This window comes from Neobacillus sp. plas4 (genome assembly GCF_057221695.1).
In genome coordinates this window covers 2,235,386-2,259,956 of the sequence record NZ_CM170152.1, presented here as the reverse complement: position 1 = coordinate 2,259,956, position 24,571 = coordinate 2,235,386, and the positions used below count along the sequence as shown (strand labels likewise).

Genomic DNA, 24,571 nt, shown 5'->3' with positions numbered 1-24,571 from the left:
TGTCCTTTCTTAACAGAATGTAGTTCTCATCGCTAATTCAGTCATGACAAGCATTGCTTGATACGCTTCCAATATATTTTTAGCTTGGAAACGGACAATTGTTGTTCCAGGTACGATTTCTGTTCCTGGCATTAAGTTGGCCCACTCTGCTTGTCCATAGTTAGCAAATTCGATTCCAAGCATTGGTCGGTCAGGAGGCGTCAGCGGCTTTACAGTATCTTTATTTCTAAATGCAAAAGCTGTCTTTTCGCGGAGAAGTTGTCCAGCCTTAATAGGTGTTAAAGATTTTGCAGCGGACCGTGAGATCGACTCTTTTACAATTGCGGTTGTTACATTGGGAATTAGCTTTTCGGCCTCGTTTGCAGCGCCATCATCACCAGCTACCATTAACACCGGTACATCAAAATATCCGGCAACAAAGGCATTAAACCCTAATTCTCCAACAGCGACATCATTAATGTACATATTCCTGACACCAAAAATCATGGAATGAGACATTACTCCTTTTAAAGATGCACGGGCATGATAGCCAACAAAGATGGCCCCGTCAAAAGTTTCATCTAAGCCCTGAACCATCGAAAAAGGCTTCACGTCACCGGTAATAAGTTGTGTTTCAGGGTGCAGCCTTTCAATTAACAGGTTATTCATTTTGGAGTGGCTGTCGTTTACAACTACCTCCTTCCATTTTTGCTCAAAAGCAGTCGCTACAACATGGTTCGTCTCATCTGTCATGATGATTCGGCTCCGTTCATAATTATGCTTGTTGGAATCGACATGGGTGTGGTCAACCAGACCTGTTATTCCTTCCATATCTACGGATACATATAACCTCATTTTATACCTCCTAATTAAAATACTTAATTTTCTTAAAATTATAAATTATTATTCTACTTTTTTCAATTCATTTTTAAAATATTATTTCAAAATGATTCTTATCGAAGAAAAAGATCATAATCTAGGTTTATGTTGTAGGGTTGAAATAAAGAAGGAATGAAATATGATTAATTTGAAACTTTATCATCCATTACCTCGTAGTGTTATATTAAGTGAAAGAATTGAAAGTAAATTCATTTTTCTACATAATTAGATTTATAAATGAATATAGGAATACTAAACATGTTAAGGAGTGGAACGAATTGGGAGTTACGCTTAGTAAAGGACAGAAAGTTGATTTAACAAAGTCACATCCCGGTCTGAAGAATGTTGTCGTCGGTTTAGGATGGGATATCGGACATCACGGTTCGAATTTTGATTTGGATGCCTCAACCTTTTTATTAGGTCAAAATGGTAAGGTTCAAAGTGATCAGGATTTTATTTTTTACAATAATCCATCAGGCGGAAATGGCTCCATTGTTTACAGTGGTGACAATCGAAATGGTGCAGGAGAACGCGATGACGAACAAATTCGCATTGATTTACAGAGGGTTCCCAGCCATATCCATCGGATTGCCTTTACCATCACCATTCATGACGCACAAATAAAACAACAAAATTTCGGACAAATCTCTAACTCATATGTCCGGATTTTTAATGAACAAACAAATGAGGAGTTACTCCGTTTTAACCTTGGCAGGGATTTTACTGTGGAAACAGCGATTGTCGCGGCAGAATTATACCGCCATAACGGAGAATGGAAATTCAATGCCATTGCCAGTGGTTTTCAAGGTGGACTAGCTGCTTTATGCGGCAATTTTGGTGTCAGTGTGGATGACCCGGCACCAGCGCCAACACCGCCACCGATTCAACAAAATTTATTTACTGCCAATCAGAACCAAAATTCCTTTAATCAAAATCAAAATAATTCGAACTCGTATCAACAAAATCAAACGCAGCGAATTCATTTACAGCCGGAATCTTCCTATTCTCAGCCAGCATTCGGTTATCCAACACAAACCACACCAGTGAACAGTAATCGTACATATGGGGATGATATTTTTTGTCCACGTTGCCATTCATCAAATGTTCGAACTGGGCAAAAGGGGTTTGGGCTTGGGAAAGCAGCGATTGGCGGCTTAATTCTTGGTCCAGTTGGATTGCTTGGCGGATTTATTGGTAAGAACCAACTCAAGTTTACATGTAATAGCTGTGGTAACAATTGGTCACCAAATCAAACCGACATCACGGAATGGGCAAATCAGTCAAAGAGAAAAGCTCAAGAGTTATTTAACCGCTATAAGAGTCAAGATGTACTAGAAGCAGTCGTTGCAGCTTGTGCTTTGGTATCCATGGCGGACGGCTACTTGGATGCGCTGGAACGTCAAAAAATGATTGAATTTGTAAACTCTAGCGAAGAGTTACGCGTATTTGACAGCAATAAAGTCATCCAAAGATTTAATTACTTTGTATCACGAATTGAAGCAGATCGTATGATTGGAAGAGCAGAGGCATTCCGGGCATTAGGAAAAATCCGCTCAAAGCCAGAAATCGCCCGTTTAGTGGCTCGTTATTGTATTGCTATTGGGTATGCAGACGGTAATTTTGATCATAATGAAATGCAAATGGTCAGCGATATTTGCCGTGAGCTTGGATTAAATCCAGGAGAGTTTCTTTCCTAATACAAATACCTCAATCCATTTTGAAGGATTGAGGTATTTTTTATTTTTGCCACACACGTTTATTCTCTACACGTTTTGTTAGACCCTTAGAATCTAATCTTTCTAAAAAAGGAATCATATATTTTCGGGAAAGGTCAAGGATTTCCTTGGCGTCCCCTACTTCAAACTCTGTTCCCGTACCCTTGCGAAGTTTTTCGACCGCTTCTTTAAAGACATCACCGTTATAGGCAAATTGCTCATCCAAATGAACCACTAATTCCTGTTCTTCAAGAAAACGCCTTAAGTCCACCTCTAAATGGTCTGGTATACCAGAATCTGAAAAATAGTCTTTATAATAACGGACCTTAAGTCCATCCTTCTTTAACTCAGTCAGCATGTTTTCAGCTCGCTTTTGCCAGCTTTTCGGTACATGCGGCACAAAACTTGAAAGTGAAACAAATTGTTCTTTTCGATTAAATACACCATTTACGATTCCATTTTCGACTACATATTCAAGCAGCGATTTAGGGAATCTTTTTTGCATGGTTTGCAGAAGCTCTGCCTTATTGAGACCAAGTTTCATGGAATGAGTTTGATGGAATTCTTGTAAACGATCATAAATATCTTCTTCAATCGAGTTAATTAACATCTTAAGTGTGTATTCTTTATTATTGTATAAAACAAAATCACCATCGTTTAAAAACTCATTCAAGGTTTCTTCATCGAGTGCAGTATGTTTAATCAATTCACTTACCGTAAGGCTTTTTGCTTCAAAAATGGCAGCCGTAATTCGTTCCTTTGGCGTACCTTCCTTCTTCTTTTCAAGTTCCTCAATTGTTTGATTGCCAAACCGATATTTATTTCCTCTCGGATCAATTACCCAGCCACCGCCAATCGTCTCCTGCGGACTTGGCCGCCGTAAAATAAAGCGATCTCCGCGTTTCGTAAGAATTTCTTCTTCCAAGCGAAGTTGACAGAGAATTTCACCGTTCTCCTCTTTAAGTTCGTTTCTGTCAAAAAAGACAATACGCCCCATTACTTCAGTGGTTCCGATATGCAGCTTAATCGGCATCCTCTGCTTCACCAAATGTTCAAGGTCCTCAACCACCCGAATGGCCACATCTACAGTCTTTGTAACAATAAAGTGCTCGGAAGAAACCAAAACATCACCGCGTTCAAGGTCTTCTTTCGAAACGCCCGATAGATTGATGGCAGTACGCTGTCCTGCATAAGCCTTTGGCGCTTGCTTATGATGAACCTGAATCTGCCTGGCTTTGACTTCCAATCCTTTAGGCATGATCGTAAGGGTTTGCCCCTCTTCCACAGTTCCTTCATAAACTGTGCCTCGGACAACGGTTCCCTGTCCCTTGACCGTAAACACTTGGTCAATGGGGAGTCGAAATGCCCCTTTTGCATCTCTCATTTCTTGTTCTTTAAGTGTTTGAATCACTAAATCTTTTAATTCATCTATTCCTCTTTTTGAAATGCTGTCAACTAGTACGAATGAAGCACCCTCAAAAACGCTTCCAGTTAGTTCCTCTAAAATATCATCTTTCACAAGTTCAATAAATTCTTCATCGACTCGGTCAATTTTCGTAATCGCAACGAGTCCGGTTTTCACTCCTAAAAATTTCAAGATGTCGAGGTGCTCTCTTGTTTGCGGCATAACACCCTCATCAGCAGCAACAACAAGTACAACGAGGTCAATTCCAGCTACGCCAGCAATCATTTGCCGAATAAAGCGCTCATGACCAGGAACGTCAATAACTGAAATTTGAATGTCCTCATCCTCATATAATGGAGCAAATCCCAATTCTATTGAAATTTGTCGTTCCTTCTCTTCTTTTAACCTGTCTGTATCCACATTGGTCAGAGCTTTTGTCAAAGAAGTTTTACCATGATCAATATGTCCAGCCATACCAATTGTAAAATATCGTTTTTCCAAATTGCCACCTACTTTTTCAATCTTCCTATTCTACTTTATCTTTAAAGAACACATAGTTCAAGGGAACATTCTTAGACAGATAAGTAGGCTCCAATGGCTCCACAATATTCACCCTTTTCTAAAAATACCGTCGTTAAACCTACCATATTCAAATAGAATTCAAGAGCTCGTTTTAATGAAGGATTACCAATCATTGAGGTTCCAATGATAACGACATGGTTAACTTGATGGATGGTGGCTGCTTGTGACGTTAACAAAACAATCGTTTCAGCTATCATGTTAGAAAGTGAGGCCAGGCGATCTGCTTCTGTATGGTTTAATTTTTTCCCTTTAGCGAAGTTCGCAGCCGTTAATTCTCCATTAATGGGACTGTCATTTGAATCATAAATATCCTTAACCAGCATATCCACTTTTTCTTTATTTCCTTCTTCTGCTAAAATTGTAAGCAATTGATAGTCCTGAACTTGTGTTAATAAAGAACCGAGACCTGTAAAGGTTCCTCCGCCCATTCCACTCCCTAGAATTCGCTCCGACTTGTCCCCTTTCACCACATGCCACGAGGTTCCCGTACCAATGTTTACGATTAAGTAGGATTCTTCGATGCTCATATTTTCTTTTGCTAGTAAGAAACGAACACCATCACTTGCAGCCTGAAATTCAGGAATTATTATGCTGTCGTGAAAATACTTTTTTTGTATAGCCGCGGCTTTACCGCCGGCTAATGAAACTCTTAATGATGGTGCAATCGTTTTTAGCCATGAAATAGAAGAATCTTGCTTGTTACTTGGGAATTTTTTGAAATGCATTCTACCATTTTCTTTATAAACAATTTTGATTAACGAGCCCCCTGCATCAATACCTGCTGTTATCTGCTGCATCCCTTCCCACTCCTTTAAACGAATGATTTAATTACCTATTTGACAAAAATCTCCGTTAATCCTGCTTTTCATTTCACGAATCTTCCACAATCCTTCCGTTAAAATACTGGATGAATGTGCTATGGTGTAGAAAAGGATACTACAACAAAAGAGGAAGATTGAGTATGAAGAAATTTATATGGCCTTGTGTTTTAGGACTAGCATTATTAACGGGCTGTCAAAACACTGAACCCAAAATAAAAGACGAAGGCAAGCAGTCAACGCAACAAAATCAACAGAAGGCAGCAGCCAATACTGACTCTCCCTTCCCTTATCCAACTTTATTGTCTGAAAGTGCACAAACCTTTTCACTTTTAGTCATTGGGGATCAGGATACACAAATTGAAGACAACGAAAAAGTAACGGAAAAAGTAAATGATATTTTGAGCCTGCCCGAACTTGGAATGGTTCAGAAAGCATACCCAGCACTTAACATCAAATCAGAACCCGCATATATTCTTTTTGATCAGACAGGGGTAGTGCACCAATCAAAGAAACTCGAGGAGTTGACGAGCTTCCTTGACAAAAATAGCCCAAAATAAAAACCAGAATTATTTTCTGGTTTTTTTTGCAAACATATAAAAAAACTATCGAATTACAAACTCTGTTCGGCTAAAGCCTTCTTTCGTCTTCTTCACTTCTAAAATGGCCGGTATGGCATTTTTTAGTTCTTGAACGTGCGAGATTACACCAATCATTCGGCCAGATTGCTGCAGGTCAATTAAAGTGTCGATCGCTTTATTTAATGATTCTTCATCTAGCGAACCAAAGCCTTCATCAATAAACATGGTATCAATGGACACCCCACCCTGGAAACTCTGAATGACATCGGCCATACCAAGTGCCAAGCATAAGGAAGCATTGAACTTTTCTCCGCCCGACAGGGTTTTGACATCTCGTGTTTGACCAGTATATGCATCAAACACATCTAAACCAAGACCACTTTGTCTTCCTCGGGCTTCTTGACGTTCACTTCTTTCCAAAATAAATTGACCGTTCGATAAATGTTTTAAGCGCTCATTCGCTGCAATAATAATCTGTTCCAAATACTCAATTTGTAAGTATCGTTCAAATGATATCCGACTTCCATTTTGTCCTCTAACGACATCATATAAATCTGTTATGCTATTCCTTTGCTTTTCCAAAGCCGATACGGTTTCTTCGGCATTTAGTATTTTGTTCTTTAATTCCAGTGCCAATTTCTGAAAACCTTCAGAATCACTTAATCGTTTTAAGGCAAGGTCACGGTTATTTTTCATAAGAGTTAAACGACTAGTAAGCATGTCTAAGTCTGCTCTTTCTTTATCCTTCAATTCCTCTTTAAGATCGGTAATTTGCTGCTTCAACGTATCTAAATTCTTCTTAAAATCGTCAATGGAATCTTTTAATAACTTGCGATCTCTGTCTGACAATTTTGCACGTAAATAGTCATCCTCTGAGAAAAATTGAGCATTTTGCCATTCTGATTGGAATAGATCTTCTGAACGTTCCTTTTTCTCGGTACTCTCCTGCAATTGTGTCTGAGCACTCATATAAAACGCAATTGCCTTTGTTTCTCCATCTTTTGCAATCTGCAGCTGCTTTTGGGCAGTCTCCCAGTCCCGCTCTAGCTTTTCTCGATGATTTTGTTCTTCATTGATTTTATGTTGTAAAGCAGCTAGATTTCGAATTTCCTCTGGAATCCGGCTGATTTTTTCATCATAAATGGCTTTTTCTCTGACAAAAAGAGTTTGTTTTTCTTGATGAGCAGAAGAAAGCTGTTCCTTTTTCGCTTCATATTGCTTTAATTCTTGTTCTATCGTCTCCAGCGATTTCTTTAAGGCCTTTACTTCTTCCTTACCTGCTAACAGGGCATCGACCTCTTTCTTAAGCTCTTGTCCCTCTTTAACGATACGATTGTAGAAATGCTCTGCCTCTTCAACCTGAAATCCTCTGTTCGTGACTTCTTTGGCTTTTGTTTCAAGCTGCTCTGTATTCGAATTCAAGCTTGCTTGGGCATCGCGATATAGATTATCTAATTCGTCTAAATCTTTTTTTACAGCTTCTCGCTCTTCCTTGCTGGGAACCACATCTTGACCATCGGCTTTGTTTGGATGGTCACTGCTGCCACATACAGGGCATGGCATTCCATCGTGCAAATGCATTGCAAGAATACTCGCCTGCCCATTTATCCAGGACTCCTCAAGCTTTTCGTATCTCTCTTTCATTTCCAGATAATTTTTATGCTTTATCGTGAAATCCTGGTGTAACTTTCCCTGTTTTTGGTGAGCCTTTAGATATTCTTGGATGACCATAACCTGTTCTCTCAGCTCATGTAATGTCTCCTGCTTAGCAGGCAATTCATCAACTAGCTTGTCCATTCCCTTAATGTTCGCAGTGAGTTTTTCCTTTTCAATATTCTTTGTATCCCTATTTCTAAGGTTTACCTCAAGGTCATTAGCTAGCTTCTGGACTTCTTTATTCAAGCTAGAAAGCTTTGATTTTTTACTATCAATATCTTGAACAGTCGGCAAGAAGTCTTGTAATCGGTCAACTGTTCGGACTATTTCCTCACGCTCTCCTTTCCGCTGCTCTTCGATATCATAAAAATTTTGCGCATTTTCAAGCTGTTTCTTCGCGTTTTTTATTGCTAGATCAGCTTCAACCAGAGCCTTTTGTTTCAACTTTTCATCCGCACGCCATTCGTTCACCTGGTACTCGTAGGCTATAATTTTACTTGCCCGTTCCGCTTTTTCATACTGTTTTTCTTTTTCCATAAAGCTTGGAATCTTCAGGGACCATTCTTTGTGCCTTATCTCTTTCCCTTCAAGGTCTTGAAAACGATCATTTAACGCTTTCGCCTGATGATAGGCACCAAGCATTTCATTGTAGGCTGTATCTGCTTCCTCAGACTGCTTCTTATTTTCTATCATTTCAATTTGATAAAAGTCCGTTTCAATTTCCAAGGCGTCAATGATTTGATGGGTATTATACTGTTCTTGTGAGAACACTTCAGACAGTTTTGAAGTGTCCCTAATAGGGAGGGCGGCTTGAATATCTTTAATGTACCGGTCAATCATTTGCGCTTCTCGTTTATACTCTTCCTCCGCTTCCTTTTTTCGCTCCTTTAGCCGTTCACTAATCCATTTATATGGCTCCGTTTTAAAAATCTTCCTTAAAATCTCTTCTTTATTTTCCGTTTGCGAGGTTAGTAGCTTCCGAAATTCACCTTGCGGCAGCATCACAATTTGGCTAAACTGATCCTGTGTTAATCCAACAATCTCTTCCACCCTTTTATTAATCTCGGAAACGATTTGTCGGTCCACACAAGGTATTTCACCGTCTTTGGCTTTTTCATAGAATTCGTACTGCTCTCCAGTCACCCCTTTATTCCCCTTTTTCACATGAGGCAGCTGTCTCTTAATCCTATAATACTTATTATGAAGCTCAAACTCGAGCTCGACCGAAGTATGAACATCATCCTCCGCAAAGTCACTACGCATCATTTTCGAATCACTGCGGTCCTCCCCGCTTGCAGATCCGTAAAGAGCAAAACAAATGGCGTCAAAAATGGTCGTCTTTCCTGATCCCGTGTTACCTGAAACAACAAATAAACGATTATCTTTTAGTTCAGTAAAATCAATCACTTCACGATCTTTGTATGGTCCAAAAGCAGTTATAGTTATTTTAAGTGGTCTCAAATTCTACACTCCCTTCGCTGCTCGATTTGTTGTGACTGCGACCTTTTGAGCTGATTGCTCACTATCCTTTTGTAAAAGCTCTTGAAGAACTTCTAAAAATATCTCTTCTGTTTCCTCCGACAGAGCTGTTCCTTTTACTTCTTGGTAAAAAGCTTTAAAGAGGGATAAATCATCCATTTTTGTTCTCGCAACTTTTTCAGATGCTTCTCCATCTTTAGAGATTGGTGTTTGAATAACACGCTCGACATGCATCGCATTCGGATAAACTGATCGAACCTTTTCCATCGGCATAAGTACAGGTGTTTCATCTAGTAAACGAACAAAAACATAGTCTTCATTTGTGGAATGTTTTAATAACTCGTCCATTTTCGCCTCAACCGTTCTTACATCACGAGCAGGTGTTAACAGCCGTTTTTCAAGTGTAACCCTACCTTCCTCGTCCATTTCCACGATGAAGAACCCTTTCTTATGCTTTTCCTCTGAGATGGAATATTTAAGTGGTGAGCCTGCATACTGGATACTTTCATTCGAAACAAAATGTGCTTGGTGCAAATGCCCCAGCGCAGTATAGTGAAATTTATTAAAGTGGATGCTACTGACATGCTCTGCTCCGCCAATCGAAAGTGGCCGTTCCGAATCGCTTGTATTGTCCTCTTTTTCTCCTGTTGGAGTTACAAATGCATGTCCGACAAAAACGTGCCGGGCATTTTTATTCATTTTCGCGGAAATTTCATCGGTAATTTTTTTCATCGCATCATTATGTGACTTAACTTCCTCATCTTCAAACACATAGCGAATAACACTTGGGTCCGCATACGGTATTAAATGAAAATGTACCTCACCATGCTTATCTTTTAGAACAACGGGTTCTAACTGCTTAGAAATCTGACCAACCATATGGTAACCGTTCGACTTCATGATTTTGCTGCCGAAATGAAGCCGGCTCGGACTATCATGATTCCCTGCAATCGCCAATACGGGCGTGTTTAATTTTAAAACGATAGTCTCTAGTACTTCATCTAATAAATTTACCGCCTCTGTAGGGGGCACTCCACGATCATACAAATCCCCGGCAATAATAACTGCATCGGGCTTTTCTTCTTCAATTGCTTTAACAAACTCCCCAAGAACGTGCCGTTGATCTTCCGTCATATACACATTTTGAACCAGCTTTCCTAAATGCCAGTCCGCCGTATGAAAAAATTTCATTTTATTCACCCCATCTTATTAAACTCATACATACTATTATAGCAAAATACCAACTTTTGTGAGATTGGAAAACGAAGAAATAACAGGTAATAGTGGGAGAGTATTATCGTATAAAAAGCAAAAAACAGCCTGACACATTGGTCAGGCTGTTAATAATTAGTTTCATAGATTATTTTTTTGTTACGTTAGCAGCTTGTGGTCCACGAGCACCTTCAACAACTTCAAAAGATACTTCTTGACCTTCTTCTAGAGTTTTGAATCCTTCAGTTTGGATAGCAGAATAGTGAACAAAAACATCGTTTCCGTCTTCAGCTTCGATGAATCCGAAACCTTTTTCAGAGTTAAACCATTTTACTTTACCGTTTTTCATGAAAAAAATCCTCCTATTGGCTTATAAAAGCCATTGTAATTCACCAAATTACAACGTGATAGCTTTACTTTCTCTTTCTCATCCAAACTTCATTTATAACTTTGAACAAGCTTTGTAGCATAAATCTAATCTCGTGCAACGGCTGACTAAAATTTAACATTTTTAAGCGGTTTAGTCAATAAATCACTATAGACAAAAGCCTACAAAATCCGGGCGTTTTCTAGGTGTTTCTGCTGTTATCTGGGGTCTTACTTTTGTCTTTGATGTCCGCTGGTATCAGCAACCATAACCTGATTTCTGTCGATTATTCCTCTTTTACATTTAATGTCTTTTATGACATCTTTAATTAGTAATTCAAGACCAATATAAGTAAGGGATGGAAAGTTCTCAAATAGTTTTTTGACCTCCCATTTTAGTTCATTTTCACCGCAAATACTATGTCGATTAATATGTTCCACTTCGTACTTAATCTTGGAAAGCTCCTCTTGTTTTTTATCTGGCGACAAGGACTCAAGCTCATCGAGTCTGGCAAGGAACTCGACAGACTTTTCTATTTTCAGTTGTACCTCATCGTGTACGTCTTTGGTAATAATTTGATGATTGTATTTAAATTCATTTAATCTTAGTGCTGAATCATAGGTAGCTTGAACAATTTCCTCTCTTGTCATACTGTTCGTTTCATAGCTTAGCATATTTTTCCATGAAGGCTGCCTCATTGCTTCACGAAAGTCCTCTAGTTTGTGACAAAACTTTTTGTAGCCATATTTCTCTGGATTTTCAAAAGCTGGGCTGCCTGGATCTAGGAAAGGAGACAATGGTGCCACAAAATACGAAATGCGAGAATTTCCATCGCATTCTTTGTGAATTATTTCACAAAAATCCACATTCCTCATCGCACTTTCATACGTTTGATTGGGGATACCCGTCATGAAAAACAAATCAATTTTAGCGCAACCATGCTTTAATGCAAATTGAAGCATTTCGATGACTTTGGCATTTGTGCATGGCAGCTTTCCGTTATATTTACGAATATCTTCATCAGCCGATTCTAATGTAAGCTCGATGCTGTATTTAGACATTGACCTGTTTAATTTTTCAAAAAACTTCTCATCTGCATAATTAAATAACTCAAATACGATTTCATTCTTTATCTTCATTTTTGCTAATCCATCCAAAAACTCATCAACGTACTCTTTTCCCCCTTGCCTGATATCATTTAACAGAAAGATTGGAGCCCGAGTGAAACGTTGAATCAAAGCAATATCCTCAAGCATTCTTTTTGGGGAACGCATAACCAGCTTTTTTCGGTTGCAGTTTAATTCGTAGGCATCTCTAGAACCCCCACAGATTAAACAGTTATAATTACACCCCTTAGAGGTTAAGATCGCTGTGTTAGGATACTGCAGCCATCCATTGTAAGGCAATGCATCTAATAGATTAAAATATTTAAAGACTGAACCGATGATATAACGATACCCTGGTAAGTTAAACTCATCGAGACTGTCTGGTACATAGGTTATTTCGTTATAAAAATATTGATTATTTCGTTTCCAGGTTAAATTTGGAATTTCCGAAAATTCCGTTGCATCTTTGCTCTCTAATTTATTAAGCAGCATTAATATTAATTTTTCTGTTGTATCACCACGGACAACAAAATCAATACAAGGGTATTCAATTAATTCCTTGTGAAAATAAGTACTAGACAGCCCTCCGAACATAACAGGAGTTTCAGGGTGGTATTTCTTAATGATTTTGGCTAATTCTACACTGCCATGTGCATGTGGCAGCCAATGGAGATCAATCCCAAATGCCTTCGTTTTAATTTTCCTGATTTTCTTTTCCACATCAAAGTTTTGATTTAGCAACATTCTATTCGCAATATTAATAATTTTTACTTTTAAACCAAAACGTTCAAGATAATCCCCAATACTAGTTAAACCAATGGGGTACATTTCAAAAACAGGAGATGATGGAACAACATCGCTGATTGGACCGGTAAAAAGCATTTCCTTCCTGAAATCATAAACAGTAGGTGGATGCAGCAATACCAAGTCGTATAACATAAGATCACTTCCTAAGTTCTTATATTTGTTCACATCTTTATAGTAATATAAAAAATAGGCAAATGATGGATCAAATTTTACAAATATAATAACAATATTTTCCTAATTAAAAACGTAAAAATACCGAAGAACGTTAATTCTTCGGTATGGTTTCTACCTCTTCATCTTCATCTTTAAATTTATCTAATATCGTAATAGTATTAACAAGATGATTATTAAATATTTGCCGTGCTACCGCTAATAATTCAATGATCATTGGATCATTTAAAGTATAAATCACCTTATTCCCATCTTTTGTACCCGAAACAATATTTTTAGCTCTTAATATGGTTAACTGCTGCGAAACAGCAGATCCTTCACTGCCCACAAGGGTTTGAATTTCATTCACATTCTTATCCCCTTCTGCTAACAGCTCCAAGATGCGGATTCTTAAAGGATGAGCAAGTGCTTTAAAAAATTCCGCCTTAAATTGCTGCATTTCAAGATTCAATCCATTCACTTCCTTAACCAATTTAGTAAGTAGCTGAAAGCTTCGTTTGGCTTCTTTCCATAACACCTGAGGCCGATAGCTTCTTACATTCTCTAAACGCAAAATGTTTACAGCCTAGACATTTATTACGATCCAGCTCCCCAAGGGCGAACTGAATGGCTTCTCCTGTGTGTTCAAAAAAATGTTCCCGGCCAATTACATCATATAATCCTGTTTTCATCATTACATTTTTAGGCTGTTCATTTATTCCTGATATAATAACTATACCATTTTTGGAAAAGTGATTCACAATACTAGCTAAATTGGCTTCACCTGTTGTATCCATAAAGGGAACCCTGCTCATTCGTAATAAAAGAATCTTTGGATGATAGTTAATGGTGTTCATAATGGATGTTTCAAACGTTTGAGCTGCTCCAAAAAACAATGGACCTTCGACGTTAAAAATACTTACCTGCGGACAATCATGTGAGTCAGATACCATTTGAGTTTCAATTTTTTCATTTTTATGCTGGAGGTTCGGCAATGCTTTTGACGTCTTCATCACATCGCTCATTCTCTTTGTAAAAAGAATTGCTGCGAGCAGTAATCCCACTTCAACTGCTGTGGTTAAATTTACAAAAACGGTCAATAAAAAGGTAACCACCAAGACCAGGGAATCAGTAGATTTTGTTTTTAAAATATGGGCAAATACTTTTCGTTCACTCATATTCCAGGCGACAACCATTAATATCGGTGCCATGCTTGCAAGTGGAATATAGGAGGCGAAGGGAGCGAAAAATAATAAAACGAGCAATACGACAACTCCATGGATAATACCTGAAAACGGTGACACCGCCCCACTTTTAATATTGGTAGCCGTTCTAGCAATCGCCCCAGTGGCTGGTATCCCTCCAAAAAGCGGAGTAACCATATTGGCAATCCCCTGACCAATCAGTTCTTTGTTGCTGTTATGCTTGCTATTTGTCATACCATCGGCAACCACTGCTGAAAGCAAGGATTCTATTCCGCCAAGCATCGCAATGATGAATGCCGGTTTTAATAGCGTAATGATCATATCAAGACTCAAATCTGGTATCTTAATCTGTGGCAACGAACTCGGAATTTCCCCATAGGCTGTTCCGATCGTCGCAACGTGGTTTGGGAAAAATAGTGTGGCAATGATCGTTGAAACCATTAATCCAATGAGTGGTCCTGGAACTTTAGGCGCAATCTTTGGGGTTACAATAATAATTGCTAAACAGATAACCGCTGTTAAGATGCTAAAAAAGTTAATGGTATCCAAATGGATGATAATTTCTAGAAGATTATTAATAAATTCTTCATGTTTCTCAATATCCGACAATCCTAGGAAACTAGCAATCTGTCCTGTGAAAATGGTGATAGCAATCCCCGTTGTAAAACCAATTGTTACTGGTCTAGGAATAAATTTTATTAACGATCCGAGTTTAAATATTCCCATTAAAACCAGCATAATCCCGGCTAAAAAACCCGCAATTAATAGGTTTTCATATCCGTAGGTCATAACGATACCAAATAGGATTGGAATAAACGCACCAGTTGGACCGCCAATTTGGTACTTGGATCCTCCAAAAAGCGAGATGAGAATTCCGGCAACAATCGTTGTGTAGATTCCATACTCCGGTTTTACCCCTGAAGCAATCGCGAAGGCCATCCCTAAAGGTATGGCGATGACACCGACAATTAGTCCCGAAAGGACATCTTTTGGCACATTACTTAAGGAATATTGATGGAATCTTTTATCACTAAACATATTCACCCTTCTTATCTTATTAATTTGTATATCTGATTATTTGAATATAGAGGAATTTGAAGTAATAATCAAGTCTTTTGTTTGTATATATTTTTCCAGTTGTAATCTTTTAATCTCTGTGTTATATTAATTGAGCGATGAGCTGAGTTGTGTAAGTCGAGAAACATTCCTTTATGGAGCACACTATGTGGAGTGTGGTTTTTCGCCTCAATACGCAAAGACGTCTGTGTATGCAGACGTCTTTTTTATTTTTATCTACGATAAAAGGAAGGCTCCGAGAGGATGATGAAGACTCTTACACCGTAAAACATCGCTTAAAAGTGTCATCATCACGCTTATGACCCCAATCTGACTTTAACCTCCATCACCGCTGCACCAGAAAGATCTAATATTAGCGGCTTCATCCTGTTCTCTACTTGTTACAACGCACACTACCTATTCCAGAGGTAATTTCTTTAATTCCTGATTTACTTGGACTTTTTTCAAGTTATAGGACTGCCATGGAATGGTATCTAAGTTGACTTCGTTTTTTCGTTCTAGTAAAAGATTCTTTAACCCGGGATGATGACTATTTTTCTCATATAAATCAATTAAACCGATTATTCCGGTGTAAGATAAGCTATTTAAATAGTGGATGTCAATTTTCCCGGTTTCCTCATAGCGTTCAATATTCTTTGTTACAATGATTTTCTCCACATCTATCACATTCATTACAGTATAGTAGAGTAACCCGCTGATAAAATAAAAGTGGAATAATGACAGTTTTTCAATCCATATTTTTAATAATGTATACATAAAAATAACGACTAAAAAAATCATAAACGAATGTGCCATCACTCTGATAAAGGTAAAGCCGTAGGCCTCCTCATACATGCTTAACCGTAAGAAAGCTGAACTTAATAAAACAGCACTGGCCATAACAAGGATTGTCAGGAGCGTTTGCATTACTCTTTTTAAAATACCTTTCGTCTTATCGGCAAAGGTTATTACAAAAACAGTTATCGTTAGATTGATGATGGTCACAAATAATAGTTCAAAAAATCCCTTTCTTGCGTATTCCGCATACGTCAAATTATCTTGCAGTGTCCCGCTAAAAAAGTATTTAAATTGGACAATGGTAAAGAGAACGTACACGGCGTTTATTAAAACAAGAACGGTAATGATAATAATGGCGTCCATTCTAAATTTCTCTTTATTGCTGCTCTCAACCATTGCATTTATTTGTTTCTTCATAAGAGCCTGCATGAGAGCAAAGAAGGCAAGGGTATAGAACAAAACAGCAAGGGTTCGAATGACACTTTCTCCATCGAGTAATTGAAACCACTGTGGAATTCCCCCTAACATCCGTTCAAATTGCGAGTCAGCTGACATTAATAACTGCAAAACCACAAAAAGAACCGGAACAGAAATCAACACCCCAACACTTACTTTTTTCCAAATTTGAAACTTATTTTCGTCGACCCCTTGTTTTAGGAATTTCCCCACTAAAGAAACAAATATAAAATTATACTTTATTACTGCAGCTACTTTTATGAGTAAATAGGTTATAAAGGCTGGGTGGTTCCAACGCATTTTTTTCTGACTCGTAATCAGGACCAAATGAAAAAAAACAAGAGCTGGAATCACGAAAATATTTAATGCATAAAAGAAAAGATTATCGTTCAAAAAATAACTTGCTGCCATTACCCAGATGCAGATTAGCAGTAGATAACCAAATCGCTGGTGGGAGAAGGAAAATCGTCGATAACGATAAAAAAATAAAGCGTAAAAAGCGATTGTAAAAAGGAGATAAGAAATTCCAATTTCAGCGCGAAAAAAGGCTTCCTCTGCTATAATTCCTAATACCAAACACAACAACAAAAAGATCCAATCAGACTTACCAATTTTTACTTCCATGTTTATCCCTCTTTCTATATAGAATATCTATATACATAGTTTTACTAGGTACATAGGTAAAAAAAGCTGCTTATATCGATGCCTTCCTTCCCCATCTATATCCTAGCCAACTAATTGGATATAAGAGCATGGTAAAAATGATACAAGCAAGTATAAATGTTTTTGTTAATAATGGTTCGAACCAAGAATGGGGAATAATTTCAAAAACAGTTAAGACCATTAACAATAAATTTGGTATAAGCGAAAGTAAAAAAGTCTTATTTAGAAGTCTTCTTCCCCCGTGTCCAAAGCCTTTTCCAATTTCGTATCCTAGTAAAGCCCAAAAAAACATATAAATAAAGGCAATCAAGGTAGGGATGGCTGTTATATGAGTCCAAACAATCGAAAGCCATTTCCATTGAAATAAATTATGGAATAGTGTTAATAAGCTTCCTCCCCCAAAGAAGATGATATTGATAAGGATAAAGAGCCATTTCATATTACTTGGTGTTACAGAAAGCTCTTCTCTCCACATTTCTGCTATTTCCTTAGGTGTCCCCAATCTGGAAATAATCAGCTCCATCCTTTCATTCTCATCTTTACAGTCAAAAGACTCAATAAGAATTTCTTCAATATGCGCTTCATATTCCATCAGGATACTAGTCTTATCTTGATGGTTTCCAAGACCTTTTTCCAGCTCTTCTAAAAACTTATTCTTCGGCGGTACCATGCTTTGATCTCCCTATGACCTTGTTCATCACCTTCACAAAATCCTGCCATTCTCGTGTTTTTTCATTCAATAGTTCTTTTCCTGCGTCAGTAATTTTGTAATATTTTCGAGCTGGACCCTTATCCTGCTCCTGCCAATAACATTCAATGTACTCTTGTTTTTCAAGCTTGTGCAGTGCTGGATATAAGGTACCTTCTTTGACACTTAAACCATTATCACTTCGCTGCTCAAGTTCTTTTACCAGTTCATAGCCGTACATATCTCTTTCATTTAGCAATTGAAGCAAAATTAATGATGTACTACCTTTAACCAATTCGCGATTAAACATTTTCTCACCTACCTAGAATTATTAGGTACATAGAAATTCTACACTATGAAAATCATTTTGTAAATTAAAAAAGTGACGATTTATCGATCGCCACTATGTTGATTATTTCTTTATTTTTTTCTGATGTTGGATAAAGTCATTACGTTCCCCACCATCTGATAATTCCTCTGAAAATTCGTGATCAACTTGTTGATCACGGCGTTCAAAAGGTCTGACAATTCTTGGGGGAATATTATTATTAGGAGCTGCTTGTTCATTCCAATCACTCATCGTATCACCTCACTATTAGTTTGGGAATCAAGAGAAAAAACATACACCAATCATTGCTTGCATAAATATTCCATTTTTTCGGCATAATAAGTAAAAATATGGCGAGGTGATAAACATGGGATTAATTAACTCCTTTAACCAATGGCGAGAAACTAGATATCAAAGTCATGTCTCGCACATGAAAACACAGGATAAATGTCCCGATTGCTACGGGAGAGGCTTTACCGTGTATCCGTACAATGAATTTGCTTTTTATAACTCTGTTGAATGTCCTGGTTGTCAAGGCAGCGGAGCCTTTTCCGCTTGGGAGCAACTGAAATAATAAAAAAATTCCTTCATCAGTGAAGGGATTTTTTTTAGTTTGGAACAAAAATTGTGGTAAGGACAGTATAGTTTTGTTATAATTTCAGAATATTCGACTGAGATACGATTGATTGTATAAATAAACATGAACAATACTTAAATTATTTTTACGGAGGTTTTTTTATGTCACATTCACTTTCTACAACAATGAACTACACTTCAAAATTAGAACTACTCCAAACGGAAGTGGCTATAAAACAAACGAAAGACTTTTTCGAAAATTCACTAGCAAAGTCGTTAAATTTAACACGCGTTTCTGCTCCAATTCTTTTAAAATCAGGAAAAGGTTTAAATGATGACTTAAATGGTATAGAAAGAATGGTTTCCTTTGAGGCTTTGGATATTAAAAATTCAAATATTGAAATCGTTCAATCATTAGCAAAATGGAAAAGGATGGCATTAGCAAGGTACGGTTTTGATCTCGGTGCTGGACTTTATACGGACATGAATGCTATTCGAAGAGATGAAGTTTTGGATCATCTGCATTCCATTTATGTCGATCAATGGGATTGGGAAAAAATCATTTCAAAAGAATTGCGGAACTTGGAAACATTAAAAGCAGAAGTGGAAAAAATCTTTCAGGTTTTTAAAAACACAGAATCCTATTTATACGAACTTTATCCTGTTCTGGAGCCAATTTTGCCTGAGAAAATTCATTTCATTACGACGCAAGAGCTTGAGACACTATATCCAGACCTTTCACCAAAACAAAGAGAAGATGCCATTGCCAAGGAATATGGAGCTGTATTCATTATGCAAATTGGGGGTACCTTGCTCTCTGGTGAAAAGCATGATGGACGTTCACCAGATTATGATGATTGGACATTAAATGGTGATATTATTTTCTATTATCCTCCATTGGAGCAATCGATCGAGGTTTCCTCAATGGGAATTCGGGTAGATGAAGAGGCACTAAAGCAACAATTGGCAATCGCTCAGCTTGAGGATAGATTATCCTTAGAATATCACCAAGCAGTTGTCAATCGTGAGCTTCCATATACAATCGGCGGAGGAATTGGCCAATCAAGAATTTGTATGTTTTTCCTTAAAAAAGTCCATATTGGTGAAGTTCAGGTTTCTGTCTGGAATGATCAAATCATCGAGGACTGTAACAAAGCGAACATTACCCTCCTGTAAGTTTTAAGAATAAATTACACCCTTTGCGGAGATTAATAATGCTATGTATGCTGTAAAATCTCTGGGGGTGCTATCATGTCTGTTTTTGTTTATCAGACGTTTATCATTAAGCAAGATAAATTTAAAGAAGCTATAGACAATTTAAGAGAGATTAAAAAGTTTCGAAATGAAAATTATAACCATCACGTTGAGATCCTTACTCCTATTTCTGGGGAAGACCATACCTTTGCACTGCTTACCACTTACGATGGTTTGGGAGAAATGGAATTAGAAAATAAACGGCTATTTGACGATGAAGAATATATAGAGTTAATCGGTCCTTTTTTCCTAGAAAACATCAAAGAAGGCAGCATGTATACGCAAATATATCGGGGATTAAATGATAAAAAGAGCGATAAAAAGGACGACGAGAAAAAGAAAGAAAAATAATATGGTTAATAACACAGAAAGAGGGTTCCGGTTTGACTGGTACCCTCTTTCTGTGCTTTTTATACGATTTAAATTTAATCAACATTAATTCCTATCCAGTAGTTCTTCTCCTGCAATTCCGGGCTCAGTCATTTCATAGACATTCAAAATAATATCTAATTCCTCTTCTGTTAATACATCATATTGTAAACATAATTCCCTAACAGATTTTCCCGTGATAGTTGCTTCCCTGGCAATCCTTGCTGCCACTTCGTAGCCGAGGTGAGGATTGACTGCGGTAATGATTCCCACACTTTTATCGACATATTCCTTTAAGCGCTCTTCATTCGCTTCAATACCTGCTAAGCAATGGTCCGTAAAGACACGGAAGCCATTGTTCATGATACTAATGGATTGAAGGAGGTTAAAGACTAAAACTGGTTCCATTACATTTAATTCTAGCTGTCCAGCTTCAGATGCAAGACAAATGGTATGGTCGTTACCAATTACTTGAAAGGCAATTTGATTAATTAGCTCTGGCATAACTGGATTTACCTTACCAGGCATAATGGATGAACCTGGCTGACGAGCAGGGAGTCTAATTTCTCCCAGGCCAGCGCGAGGTCCCGATGCCATTAATCGAAGATCATTTGCTATTTTCGACATATTCATCATACAAACTTTCAACGTAGCCGATACCTCTGTGTATGCATCCGTATTTTGAGTGGCATCCACTAGGTGCTCTGCATTAACAAGTGGAAAGCCAGTAATTTCAGAGAGCTGTTTTACTACATCTTTAATATATTTTGGATCAGCGTTTAAACCTGTTCCTACAGCTGTAGCTCCCATATTAACTTCCAATAAGTGCCCCCGAGTATGTTTAATACGATTTATATCACGGGTAAGGACCCGGGAGTATGCCTCAAACTCTTGTCCCAAACGAATAGGAACTGCATCTTGGAGATGGGTGCGTCCCATCTTGATTACCTTCTCAAACTGAACAGCTTTTTGTTTGAATACCCTCTGCATATCGTCCATGGTTATTAATAATTTTTCTAAAAGTGTTAATGTGGCAATATGGATAGCAGTTGGGAAAACATCATTCGTGGATTGCGACATATTCACATGTGTGTTTGGACTTAAATGGAAGTAATCGCCTTTTGCCTTGCCCAGCAGTTCAAGTCCACGGTTGGCAATCACTTCATTCATATTCATGTTCATGGAGGTTCCTGCACCACCTTGAATCGGATCCACGATAAATTGATCATCCCACTTACCATCAATTATCTCATCTGCTGCTTTGATAATGACATTTGCTAAGTCTTTATACAATCTTGTTGTATTCATATTTGCAATGGCAGCCGCTTTTTTCACCATTGCAAGCGCTTTAATAAGAGAATCATGAATTCTATATCCAGTTATCGGAAAGTTCTCCACTGCTCTCATCGTTTGAATACCGTAATATGAATCAAACGGTATTTCTTTCTCCCCTAGGAAATCCTTTTCGATTCTTTTCTTATTCGTCACCATATGAATCCCCTTTTCTGATGTCTTTTATTTCTCCACCTAATGTTATAGCATAAAATATAGAATTGTTGTTCTTCTAAATCATAACATGTCTACAAGCTTTTTACTGTATTGGAATATTAAAATCCTGAAATCTTTAAACCCTTCAACTTAAAAAAATCTCAAGGATTTTATTCCATGAGATTTATTATGATATGAATTAATGGATATCTCTTTTCTTGAAGCGTCCGCCTCGAACTTCGGATATATCCGCGATCGCCAAGAAGGCATTAGGATCTATTTCCTCAACAATGGTGGTCAGTTTCGATTCTTCTAGTCGAGTGATAACGCTAAAAATAACCTTCTTATCTTCACCCGTATAAGCACCTTCTCCATTAAGATAGGTAACACCGCGGCCTAAGCGCGCATTTACTGCATTGCCTATTTCTTCTGCAAGATCACTAATAATCCAAACAGATTTTGATTCCTCAAAGCCATCTACTACCGTATCAATGGCTTTAGCAGCAATCACATAAGCCAATAAGGAATACATTGCCCGATCCCAGCTAAAAACAAACCCAGCTGCACCTAAAATAAAGATATTGATAAACATAATAATTTGACCAACCGAAAATGGTACCTTTTTGGTGATTACCAGCGAAAGGATTTCTGTTCCATCTAAAGCGCCGCCATTCCGAATAACAACTCCAACTCCAATGCCCAAGATCATCCCGCCAAAAATAGTTGCTAGAAGGATATCATCTGTAAATGCTGGTATAGGATGAAAAAGTGTAGTAAAAACCGATAAAACAATAATTCCATATACCGTTGAAATAGCAAACGTTTTTCCCATTTGTTTATATCCCAAATAAACAAATGGCAGGTTTAAAATAAATAGGAATATACCAAGTTCAAGCCCCGTTAAGTGTGATAGCATAATGGATATACCCGTTACGCCTCCGTCAATTACTTTATTAGGAACTAAAAATATTTCCAGACCGGTAGCCATTAGAATAGCCCCTAGTGTTATGAAAATTGCCCGAATGATTATTTTACTTAGAGGCAGTTTCCTATGCTGTACCTTTACATGTTCATTTACTAACTCTGTCACAAAACCACACCTTATTAAAAGTTTATTAAAAAAGGACTAAAATGTGTACGATAAGGATTTTCAGATTACGTTATTATTACCAGCATAATAAATATTATTAACATTAGCATTATACCATATAATCTATTGAAACATGAACTTAAGTTCATATTTTTAGTATCTAGATACCATATGTAAACAATTTATCCTCCGCCTATTTTCTATTAGCTCTTTTTGAGCAGATAATAGGGAGGTTTCACTGAATCTTATTTCTGACCCAGGAAGTGCTTGAGCAAGAAACGGTATATCTGTTGAAATCACCGTACCTATTCTAGTATAACCCCCGGTTGTTTGGTGTTCAGCCATTAGGATAATCGGCTGTCCACTGGCAGGTATTTGAATACCGCCTAATGGGATTGGGTCAGAAATGATATCAGCACCACCACGATGTTGAACTTTCGGGCCCATTAGCACGCACCCCATCCGATTTGATTGTGGGGATAGGATATAAGGCTCATTCAGAAATGTCTTGATACCAAAAGAAGTAAATTTATCTTTATGGGGTCCTAATACAACTCTAACTGATATGTGCTTCTGGTATACAGGTATTAAATGATTGTCCAGGTATCTGTTCCTTCTAATTACTGGATTCCCAAACAAAATATCTCCCACTTTTAGTGCTCTGCCTTTATAACCGCCAAATTTTCCTGTCAAATAAGTAGATTTACTGTTAAGGACGGATGGAACATTGATTCCTCCAGCTATGCAAATATAAGACCTAGATCCTTCTTTGATCTGTCCAAACGAGAGAGTCTGACCCTTTTTAATTACCATACTTTTCCAAAGAGGAATCTCACTCTCATCAATCATGGGTGTAAGATTGCCTCCGCAAATCGCTATCGATACGTCCGTTAATGCCAACAGTGCTGGTCCGATTATCGGTGCTTCAAGCCCTGCTTCACACAATTCGTTTCCAACTAATAAATTTCCCATCTGTAAAGAATAGGAATCCATAGCCCCTGACAGACTGACCCCGAATTCACGGAATCCATTTCTGCCCAGATCCTGAACGGTTGTTTGCATTCCTGGTTTAATAACTCTAAAGATGGGAGTCTTCATTTTTTAGACCAGCTCTTACCGATCACTATATTTTCTTTTGTCAAAGCCGACTTTAATTCCATTATGAATTCCAATGCGGCAGGTTCATCGCCATGAACACAGACTGTATCTGCTGTTATATCAATATCCGTTCCATCTGTTGCAGTTACCTTCCCTTCTTGTACCATCCGAATAATTCTCTTTACAGCAAATTTCACATCATGAATCATCGCGTTAGGATCGGTTCTAGAAGTTAACGTTCCATCTGACTGATAGGTTCGGTCAGCAAAAACTTCAGAAGCTGTCAGTAAACCCTTTTCTTTTCCTGCTCGGATTAGTTCACTTCCCGATAAACCAAAAAGGATCAAACTTGGATTGTAATCGGTTACTGCCTGGGCAATAGCACCTGCGATTGAACGACTTCTTGCTGCCATATTATAAAGTGCACCATGTGGTTTAACATGCACCAACTGTGTTCCGTGTGCTTGAGTGATCGCAGCTAAGGCACCGATTTGATAGAGAGTAAGATGATAGATTTCCTTTGGAGAGATGTTCATTTCCCTCCGGCCAAACCCTAGTAAATCTGGTAGTCCTGGGTGTGCACCAATGTAGACGTTATTTGTGTTCGCCAATTTCACTGTTTCGACCATAACATTATGGTCCCCGGCATGATAACCACAAGCAATATTGGCAGATGAAATATGCTTTATGACTTCCTTATCATTCCCTATTTTATATAGCCCGTAACTCTCTCCGATATCCGAATTAAGGTCAACACATTTCATGC

Annotated in this window: 21 protein-coding genes; 4 read left to right on the top strand and 17 right to left on the bottom strand. The window is 37.9% G+C overall.

The window, feature by feature from the left end; translation table 11 throughout:
* Positions 1–9: 9 nt before the first annotated feature.
* Positions 10–834, bottom strand: coding sequence for a M55 family metallopeptidase (locus AC2TFD_RS11215; RefSeq protein ID WP_484675651.1), 825 nt, complete (start codon positions 832–834; stop codon positions 10–12).
* Positions 835–1,136: 302 nt separating this feature from the next.
* Here AC2TFD_RS11215 and AC2TFD_RS11210 point away from each other — a divergent pair, with 302 nt between their 5' ends.
* Complete coding sequence (locus AC2TFD_RS11210) at positions 1,137–2,555, top strand: TerD family protein (protein ID WP_335568267.1); 1,419 nt, start codon at positions 1,137–1,139, stop codon at positions 2,553–2,555.
* A gap of 40 nt (positions 2,556–2,595) precedes the next feature.
* Here the strand turns inward: AC2TFD_RS11210 and selB are convergent, their stop codons facing one another.
* Both selB and coaW read right to left on the bottom strand, forming a co-directional pair.
* Positions 2,596–4,479 carry a selenocysteine-specific translation elongation factor gene (gene selB / locus AC2TFD_RS11205; protein WP_335568268.1) on the bottom strand — a complete coding sequence of 628 codons (1,884 nt, stop codon included), beginning with the start codon at positions 4,477–4,479 and terminating at the stop codon, positions 2,596–2,598.
* A gap of 71 nt (positions 4,480–4,550) precedes the next feature.
* Positions 4,551–5,357 (bottom strand): type II pantothenate kinase, encoded by an 807-nt coding sequence (gene coaW / locus AC2TFD_RS11200; RefSeq protein WP_484675650.1) that lies wholly within the window; start codon positions 5,355–5,357, stop codon positions 4,551–4,553.
* Between the two features lie 164 nt (positions 5,358–5,521).
* Here coaW and AC2TFD_RS11195 point away from each other — a divergent pair, with 164 nt between their 5' ends.
* Positions 5,522–5,938, top strand: coding sequence for a hypothetical protein (locus tag AC2TFD_RS11195; RefSeq protein ID WP_484675649.1), 417 nt, complete (start codon positions 5,522–5,524; stop codon positions 5,936–5,938).
* 45 nt (positions 5,939–5,983) lie between these two features.
* On the opposite strand, the gene AC2TFD_RS11190 is transcribed toward AC2TFD_RS11195, so the two are convergent.
* From AC2TFD_RS11190 to AC2TFD_RS11145, 10 genes are all read right to left on the bottom strand, one after another.
* Positions 5,984–9,076: an AAA family ATPase gene (locus AC2TFD_RS11190; RefSeq protein ID WP_484675648.1), complete on the bottom strand. Its 3,093-nt coding sequence runs from the start codon at positions 9,074–9,076 to the stop codon at positions 5,984–5,986.
* 3 nt (positions 9,077–9,079) lie between these two features.
* Positions 9,080–10,285, bottom strand: a complete 1,206-nt coding sequence (locus AC2TFD_RS11185; protein ID WP_484675647.1) for an exonuclease SbcCD subunit D — start codon at positions 10,283–10,285, stop codon at positions 9,080–9,082.
* A gap of 169 nt (positions 10,286–10,454) precedes the next feature.
* Complete coding sequence (locus AC2TFD_RS11180) at positions 10,455–10,655, bottom strand: cold-shock protein (RefSeq protein WP_007083969.1); 201 nt, start codon at positions 10,653–10,655, stop codon at positions 10,455–10,457.
* A 248-nt stretch (positions 10,656–10,903) separates the two neighbouring features.
* On the bottom strand, positions 10,904–12,718 hold the full coding sequence (locus AC2TFD_RS11175; protein WP_484675646.1) for a TIGR04190 family B12-binding domain/radical SAM domain protein: 1,815 nt from the start codon (positions 12,716–12,718) through the stop codon (positions 10,904–10,906).
* Positions 12,719–12,851: 133 nt separating this feature from the next.
* A complete protein-coding gene (locus tag AC2TFD_RS11170) occupies positions 12,852–13,208 on the bottom strand; it encodes an ArsR/SmtB family transcription factor (protein WP_335515449.1) in 357 nt (118 codons plus the stop codon).
* Positions 13,209–13,230: 22 nt separating this feature from the next.
* Positions 13,231–14,979 carry a SulP family inorganic anion transporter gene (locus AC2TFD_RS11165; protein WP_484675645.1) on the bottom strand — a complete coding sequence of 583 codons (1,749 nt, stop codon included), beginning with the start codon at positions 14,977–14,979 and terminating at the stop codon, positions 13,231–13,233.
* Positions 14,980–15,414: 435 nt separating this feature from the next.
* Positions 15,415–16,875, bottom strand: coding sequence for a DUF4153 domain-containing protein (locus AC2TFD_RS11160; protein WP_484675644.1), 1,461 nt, complete (start codon positions 16,873–16,875; stop codon positions 15,415–15,417).
* A 70-nt stretch (positions 16,876–16,945) separates the two neighbouring features.
* Positions 16,946–17,584 carry an HAAS signaling domain-containing protein gene (locus AC2TFD_RS11155; RefSeq protein WP_335568275.1) on the bottom strand — a complete coding sequence of 213 codons (639 nt, stop codon included), beginning with the start codon at positions 17,582–17,584 and terminating at the stop codon, positions 16,946–16,948.
* Positions 17,565–17,912: a PadR family transcriptional regulator gene (locus AC2TFD_RS11150; protein WP_335568276.1), complete on the bottom strand. Its 348-nt coding sequence runs from the start codon at positions 17,910–17,912 to the stop codon at positions 17,565–17,567. The genes AC2TFD_RS11155 and AC2TFD_RS11150 overlap by 20 nt, the downstream gene beginning before the upstream one ends.
* A gap of 102 nt (positions 17,913–18,014) precedes the next feature.
* Positions 18,015–18,182: a hypothetical protein gene (locus AC2TFD_RS11145; RefSeq protein WP_335568277.1), complete on the bottom strand. Its 168-nt coding sequence runs from the start codon at positions 18,180–18,182 to the stop codon at positions 18,015–18,017.
* A gap of 510 nt (positions 18,183–18,692) precedes the next feature.
* Here AC2TFD_RS11145 and asnA point away from each other — a divergent pair.
* Together asnA and AC2TFD_RS11135 are read left to right on the top strand one after the other, a co-directional pair.
* On the top strand, positions 18,693–19,682 hold the full coding sequence (asnA, locus tag AC2TFD_RS11140; RefSeq protein ID WP_484676296.1) for an aspartate--ammonia ligase: 990 nt from the start codon (positions 18,693–18,695) through the stop codon (positions 19,680–19,682).
* Positions 19,683–19,757: 75 nt separating this feature from the next.
* Positions 19,758–20,111: a hypothetical protein gene (locus tag AC2TFD_RS11135; protein WP_335520041.1), complete on the top strand. Its 354-nt coding sequence runs from the start codon at positions 19,758–19,760 to the stop codon at positions 20,109–20,111.
* 84 nt (positions 20,112–20,195) lie between these two features.
* Here AC2TFD_RS11135 and aspA read toward each other — a convergent pair whose 3' ends face one another.
* From aspA to AC2TFD_RS11115, 4 genes are all read right to left on the bottom strand, one after another.
* On the bottom strand, positions 20,196–21,620 hold the full coding sequence (gene aspA, locus AC2TFD_RS11130; RefSeq protein WP_335520043.1) for an aspartate ammonia-lyase: 1,425 nt from the start codon (positions 21,618–21,620) through the stop codon (positions 20,196–20,198).
* Positions 21,621–21,816: 196 nt separating this feature from the next.
* Positions 21,817–22,707 (bottom strand): YitT family protein, encoded by an 891-nt coding sequence (locus AC2TFD_RS11125; RefSeq protein WP_335519631.1) that lies wholly within the window; start codon positions 22,705–22,707, stop codon positions 21,817–21,819.
* Positions 22,708–22,860: 153 nt separating this feature from the next.
* Entirely contained in the window at positions 22,861–23,805 is a 945-nt protein-coding gene (locus tag AC2TFD_RS11120) for a 5-oxoprolinase subunit C family protein (RefSeq protein WP_335519634.1), read from the bottom strand.
* Positions 23,802–24,569 (bottom strand): 5-oxoprolinase subunit PxpA, encoded by a 768-nt coding sequence (locus AC2TFD_RS11115; protein WP_335519637.1) that lies wholly within the window; start codon positions 24,567–24,569, stop codon positions 23,802–23,804. The genes AC2TFD_RS11120 and AC2TFD_RS11115 overlap by 4 nt, the downstream gene beginning before the upstream one ends.
* Positions 24,570–24,571 lie beyond the last annotated feature (2 nt).